The organism is Mycobacterium timonense, assembly GCF_025821985.1.
In the GTDB taxonomy this organism is placed as follows: Bacteria; Actinomycetota; Actinomycetes; order Mycobacteriales; family Mycobacteriaceae; genus Mycobacterium; species Mycobacterium avium.
The window spans coordinates 1-6,140 of record NZ_JACKSY010000103.1 but is presented as its reverse complement, the minus strand read 5'-3'; the positions used below and the strand labels follow the sequence as shown (position 1 = coordinate 6,140).

Here is a 6,140-nt window from a genome sequence, read left to right as displayed (position 1 = left end):
CGCGATGTTCCTCTCGGTAGTGATTCTTGGTCGTTTCACCACAGAGACTCACGCGATGGCCCTCTTACGTCAGGGACCGACACGCCGCCATCACTTACACCACTCCCCGGGACGCTCCCCGCCGCCGGGAGTTCAGGCCGCGTCCGGGAGGCCCTCAGCGAGCGTGGAGATGTTGCGCTGAATTCGTCGAGCGCGCAGCAGCCCGAGGGGCAGCACCACCGCCGATATCAATGCCAGCGCCACAAAATAGAGGCGCGCGTGCACGCTGGATTCGACCACCACACCCGCGACGCATAACAGACCAAGGAACACCAAGACCATCCAGGTCTGTCGTTCTTGGCGCTTCAGTTGGTCAGCGGATTTGCCGCCCAGGTATGCCGAGCCCAGCCGGATCGCAACGGATCGCAGCTCTGGATCGCTTGGCACATCGCCACGAACGACAGCGGCGATGGCCTGGCCGCGGCCGGTTTTGTCAACACTTGCCACGGCCTCGACGAGCGCCCGGTGTGCGGGCTCACGGCTGTAGGTGATCCACGCCGCCAAGGCAACACCAACGAACACGGCAAAGACAACGCTGTGCAAGACGCTGGGGCTCGGAGAGCTTGAAAGGCTGATGCCGGCACCCCAGAACACTGCGAGGATGGGCGCCGAAATGAGCAACCGCACCCAGAAAGGCTGCAGCGTGAACCGAATCATCACAAGGCACCAGTATGCCGTGGTGTGCTGTGGTGGCGATGCCGGTCGTCCGCCTGGCGCCGCCCTATCCTGAGCCCGTGCGATCGTTGGGCAGGTCTGATGCGACGGCGCCGCTGTGGCGTGCGGCGCAAGTGTTTCGCTTGCTGAGTTGCCTTTACGCGTTGGGGTTTCAGATCGCAGTCAACTCTGATCTGCGCCGGCCCGGGCTGACGTGGCTGCTGTTCGCGGTGTTGGTCTGCTGGAGTGTGGCCTGCGCAATCGCCTATCTGCGGGGGTTCGGTCGGCGACCGTTGTGGGTGATCGCCGAAGTCGTGATCGTCGTCGCGTTGATGTGGTCCAACAAGATTGTCACCACCTCTCAGTGGGCCGCCGACAACCAGACCTGGCCCACTACCTTGTGGGCCACCAACCCAACGATCTCGGCGGCGCTGCAGTTTGGTCCCGCTGGTGGGATGGCGACCGGGTTGACAGTGATGGCCACAAATTTCGCCGTCAAGAACTACTTCAGTCTCAACATGAGCCACAACGCCACCCTCATCATCGAGATAGCGCTGGGCTTGGCCATCGGCATGGCCGCAACGACTGCTCGGCGCGCCCACGAAGAACTACAGGAAGCGAGCCGGCTGTCCGCCACGGTGGCCGAACGCGAACGCCTTTCGCGCCACGTCCACGACGGCGTTATCCAGGTGCTGGCGTTGGTGGCCAAGCGCGGTCACGAAATCGGTGGCGCCGCATCCGATCTGGCAGACCTGGCCGGCGAACAAGAACGGGCGCTGCGCCGCCTGGTGAGCTCCGCAGACTTCACCACGCCCGGCGATGCGTCGACTACCGACATGCGTACGCTGCTGACCCGCAGGCACGACGACCGGGTGTCGATCAGCCTGCCGGCGACCCCGGTGACCCTGGACCGGCACGTCGCCGACGAGCTCGACGCGGCGGTCGGCAATGCATTGGACAACGTCCGCTCGCATGCGGGACCGCACGCTCGAGCATTCGTGCTTTTGGAAGACCTGGGAGATGCCGTGACGATCAGTGTCCGCGACGACGGCGTTGGTATCGCCGACGGCCGCCTTGAGGAGGCAGCCCAACAAGGGCACGTCGGGATCTCAAAGTCCATTGTCGGACGCCTCGCGGCGCTGGGCGGTAGCGCACAACTACACACCGACGTCGGTGACGGCACCGAATGGGAACTCACCGTTCCCCGGCGCGGGGACTCGCATGGCTGACCAGCCGGCACTGACCGTGATGGTCGTCGACGACCATCCGATCTGGTGCGACGCCGTTGCCCGCGACCTCGCCGACGATGGGTTCACCGTCGTCGCCACCGCCGACGGCGTGAGCGCGGCGCGACGGCGCGCCGCGGTGGTCAAGCCCGAGGTGGTGCTGATGGACATGAGGCTCGCAGACGGCGATGGCGCGCAGGCAACGACGGAGGTGCTCGAGGTATCGCCGAACTCACGGATTCTGGTGCTGTCGGCCTCCGATGAACACGACGATGTGCTGCAGGCCGTCAAGGCGGGCGCGACCGGATACCTGGTCAAAAGCGCGTCGAAATCCGAACTGGCTGAGGCGGTGCGTGCTACCGCTGCGGGGCGCGCCGTGTTCACTCCCGGTCTGGCTGGGCTCGTGTTGGGGGAGTACCGGCGCATAGCCCGGAGCCCGGAGGCGGGGCCCGCCACGCCCAGCCTCACTGAGCGGGAAACCGAGGTGCTGCGTTACGTTGCGAAAGGGTTGTCTTCCAAGCAGATCGCCGCGAAGTTGTCGTTGAGTCACCGCACCGTCGAAAACCACGTGCAGGCGACGTTCCGTAAGCTTCAGATCGCTAACCGGGTGGAGTTGACCCGCTACGCCATCGAGCACGGCCTCGACGAGGAACCCCGGAATTAAGTAGTCCTACTCATCCATTTTGGTGTGCCGCCCGCCATCGTGGCAGGCATGACTGAAGCGCACAGTGCTGTCATCAGCCGGCTTTCCGAAGAATTTGACGTGCTGGCTCGCCAGGTGTCTCGAATCTCGGGCGATCTGACTGAGCTGGACCGCCTGATCACAACCGCGGCAGCACAGGGAACAGGCGCTGCCGCGCCGCCGGCCCCGGTCCCGGCGGCAGTACCCCCGGCGTGGCCGGCGCCGGCGCCGGCATGGCAGTGGTCGACTCCCTTCCCGGCTGGCGCATCTGTGGCGCCGCCGCCCCCACCGCCGTCGCCCGCCGCCCCACCGCCCGCCGGGCCGCCACCCGCCGCCGCGCCCCCGTCGCCTCGCCGAACACCGGCGCCGGCGGCGGCGGCGCCGACGGTTGCCGCCTCGGCGGGAGACTCCGGCTGGATCGGCAAGCTGCTCGCTGTCGCGGGGGTGGCGGTGACGCTGGTCGGAGTAGTGCTCCTGCTGGTACTGGCAGCAAAAGCCGGCCTGCTTAGGCCACAGATCCGGGTCGCCGGTGGCGGCGCCCTGTCACTCGCACTGCTTGCTGTGGCGAACCGACTCCAGAACCGGCCGGGCGGGCGCATCGGCGCAATCGCGCTGGCCGCCACCGGTATTGCCGCGGCGTACCTGGACGTCATCGCCGTCACCACCATCTACCGGTGGGTGTCGGCGCCTCTCGGGCTGATCATCGCCGCCATCGTGGGCGGCGCGGGCCTCACCTTGGCCCGGCGCTGGGATTCCGAACACCTCGCACTTCTGGTGCTGGTCCCCATGATCGTCCTGGCCCCTGTCATCACCGGCGGCGTCGACCTGCTGCTCATCGCCTTCATGCTTGCCCTCTCCGCGGCGTCGCTGCCGGTGCAACTCGGCAAAGATTGGATCGGGATGCACGCCGCCCGCATGGCTGCGGCGGCCCTGCCGCTGCTGGCGGCGCTGGTGAGCACCAGCGCGCACGACAACCCGTGGCTGCTCGGCGGCGCCTGCGGCGCGGCCGCGATCCTGGCCATCGTCAGCGGACTGGCACTGCTGCCCGCCACCACGAACCCGGCCGCCCTGGCCGTGCTGACAGCCGCCGGAACGCTACCCGTACTGGCTGCCGGGATCGCGGTCGATCATTGGCTGGCCGCAATCTTGGCCGGCACCCTCGCGGCAGGCGTCCTCGCGGTCGTGCTCCTCGGCGCCGAATTGCCCCGGATCGTCGTCCAAGTGTGGTCGGCGCTTTCTGCGGTGTCAGCGCTGATCGCCGTCAACGCCGCGTTCGCCGGCTACGTGGCGGGCCCGGTCCTGCTCGCGCTGGCGATCGTCGTCGCCGTCGCCGGCCGCCGTGACGTCGTCGCACGCTGGGCAGCAACAGGATTCGGCGCCGTCGGCGGCGCCTTGTTCCTAGGCTATGCGCCGCCCAGTGCACTTTTGACCGCGACGGTGATGCCGGCGCCGATCACGGTGGCCACGCTCGCGGCCAGCCCGCTCGTCATCGCAAGCGTGATCACCATTGCGCGGGCGTGGGCCGGCTTGCAGTCCCGCAACCCCGACATCGCGCGGATGCTGCGCGCAGGTGGGGGAGCAGTGGTCGTCTACGCCGTCACCACGTTCACGGTCACGGCAGGTGTCCTCGTCGGCGGCGCCGACGGCGGGTTCCTGGCTGGCCACATGGCCGCCACCATCTGCTGGATCACGATGGCGGCCGCGCTGTTCGTCTACGCCCAGCGGCAACCCAACGGTGAACGCCGCACGGTTGCGATCACCGGCGGGTTGGCGCTCACCGCTGCGGCCACCGCGAAGCTTTTCCTCTTCGACCTGAGCACCCTGGACGGCATCTTCCGGGTAGCCGCATTCATCGTCGTGGGCCTCGTCCTGCTGGGCATGGGCGCCGGCTACGCGCGCAACCTCGCCCAGCACGACCGCAACCGGCAGGCCTAACCCGCCGCCGGCCCCTAACCAAGTGGCAGCGCTGCCACGACACAACCGCGCCGTATCACGGCTTGGCCTGCAACCACTTTCACGTCACCGCATAGAAAGGCAACCGCCCGATGACAACTGTGATGGGCGTCCCCGACCCCACCGAGCTCGCCGCCCGCACCCCGGCCGATCGCGACCGCGCCATCGACGTCATCCGCATCACAGCCTTAGCCGGCGTGGTGTTCGGCCACACGGTGATGGCAACCAGCCTCATCCGCAACAACGTGCTGATCTGGGACAACCTGCTCACCACCTCGACTGTGTTCCAGGCCCTCACCTGGATTTTCCAGATCATGCCCCTGTTCTTCTTTGCTGGCACCGCGGCGTGCCTGACGTCCTGGCAACCCGGCACCAACTGGGGCGGATGGCTGATGAAACGCTGCACCAGGCTATTTCGGCCGGTGTTCTACTACCTCGGATTCTGGGCGTGCGCACTAGCCGTGCTGCATCGGCTGCTGCCCCAACACGTCTACGACCCAGTCGCCGGCGTCTCTATTCAGGCGCTGTGGTTCCTCGGCGCCTACGTGCTGGTGCTGGCCGCCATGCCACTGCTGTACCGGATCACCACCACCGCCCGGCTCGCAGCGGGTGTGGCACTGGTCTACGGGGCCATCGCGATCATCGACACGATGCGGGTCAACTGGCCCGCCGCCGCGCCGCTCGGATATCTCAACCTCGCGGTCTGGTTGATCCCGGCCATGTTCGGCGTCGCCTACCGCCGCCAGCTGCTAACCCGCAGCGCCGCCCTCGCCACGGCCGCAGCGCTGCTGGCGGTCAACATCGCGTTGATGCATTGGGGGCCCTATGAACTGAGCATGGTCGGCACCGGAGACCACCACCTGTCCAACACGAGCCCGCCGTCGCTGCTGCTGGCCGGTCACGCCATCATCTTGAGCACCCTAGCCATCTGCGCCGCGCCAGCAATCGGCAGGTGGGCGCAGCGACCCCGGGTGTGGTGGTGGACCGTAATCGGCAACTCCGGAGCGATGACCCTCTACCTGTGGCACATGCCCGTGCTGCTGTTCATGCACCTGCTCTTCGATTACAGCGGCAATCCGCGCTACCCCAGCCAACAGCACTTCGTCACCGTAAGCATCGCGCAAGTGCTGATCATGACCACCGTGATGGCAGTGCTGTTCGTGGCTCTCCGGCCCCTGGAGAACAACCCGCTACCCGGCTGGGACGACCCAATCACGCACACCGGGGGCCGGCGCAGCACGGCCGTCGGCGGGCTACTCATGCTCGCGGGCGTGGCGACACTTGCCGCCATCAAATGGGGTCTCAAAGATGACGGACTCATCTATGTGGCCGCGATGGTGGCCGCACTCGTGGCCGCCCGAGCCCTGGCCAGCCCAGAAAAACCTCGGACCCCGCACCTGGTCTAACACAACGAAACATGGCGGTGCGCGATGACCCAACTCAGCCGACGTACCTGTGGTGTTGGGCTTGACCCCGTTTAGTGGACACAGGGTCAGGCGGCTTTTGCCGTCTGAGTGAGTCGGTCTTCGAAGTCGACCGGGGCCATCATATCGAGGGCTGAATGGCGTCGGCGTCGGTTATAGACA

The 6,140-nt window shown here is 67.0% G+C and carries 5 protein-coding genes; 4 read left to right on the top strand and 1 reads right to left on the bottom strand.

Going from position 1 to position 6,140, the window contains the following annotated elements; genetic code table 11:
• Positions 1-132 precede the first annotated feature (132 nt).
• Positions 133-699 carry a hypothetical protein gene (locus H7I87_RS22460; protein ID WP_083071849.1) on the bottom strand — a complete coding sequence of 189 codons (567 nt, stop codon included), beginning with the start codon at positions 697-699 and terminating at the stop codon, positions 133-135.
• 35 nt (positions 700-734) lie between these two features.
• On the opposite strand from H7I87_RS22460, the gene macS reads away from it, so the two are divergent.
• The 4 genes from macS (at position 735) to H7I87_RS22440 (ending at position 5,960) form a co-directional block, all read left to right on the top strand.
• On the top strand, positions 735-1,922 hold the full coding sequence (macS, locus tag H7I87_RS22455) for a MacS family sensor histidine kinase (RefSeq protein ID WP_083071850.1): 1,188 nt from the start codon (positions 735-737) through the stop codon (positions 1,920-1,922).
• Complete coding sequence (locus H7I87_RS22450; protein ID WP_083071848.1) at positions 1,915-2,583, top strand: response regulator; 669 nt, start codon at positions 1,915-1,917, stop codon at positions 2,581-2,583. The genes macS and H7I87_RS22450 overlap by 8 nt, the downstream gene beginning before the upstream one ends.
• 48 nt (positions 2,584-2,631) lie before the next feature.
• A complete protein-coding gene (locus H7I87_RS22445; RefSeq protein WP_218103694.1) occupies positions 2,632-4,536 on the top strand; it encodes a DUF2339 domain-containing protein in 1,905 nt (634 codons plus the stop codon).
• 122 nt (positions 4,537-4,658) lie between these two features.
• Positions 4,659-5,960, top strand: coding sequence for an acyltransferase family protein (locus H7I87_RS22440; RefSeq protein ID WP_372512279.1), 1,302 nt, complete (start codon positions 4,659-4,661; stop codon positions 5,958-5,960).
• Positions 5,961-6,140 lie beyond the last annotated feature (180 nt).

Coding starts and splice junctions, on each gene's coding strand:
- macS (WP_083071850.1), top strand. CDS start 735: ATGCCGGTCGTCCGCCTGGCGCCGCCCTATCCTGAGCCCGTGCGATCG.
- H7I87_RS22450 (WP_083071848.1), top strand. CDS start 1,915: ATGGCTGACCAGCCGGCACTGACCGTGATGGTCGTCGACGACCATCCG.
- H7I87_RS22445 (WP_218103694.1), top strand. CDS start 2,632: ATGACTGAAGCGCACAGTGCTGTCATCAGCCGGCTTTCCGAAGAATTT.
- H7I87_RS22440 (WP_372512279.1), top strand. CDS start 4,659: ATGGGCGTCCCCGACCCCACCGAGCTCGCCGCCCGCACCCCGGCCGAT.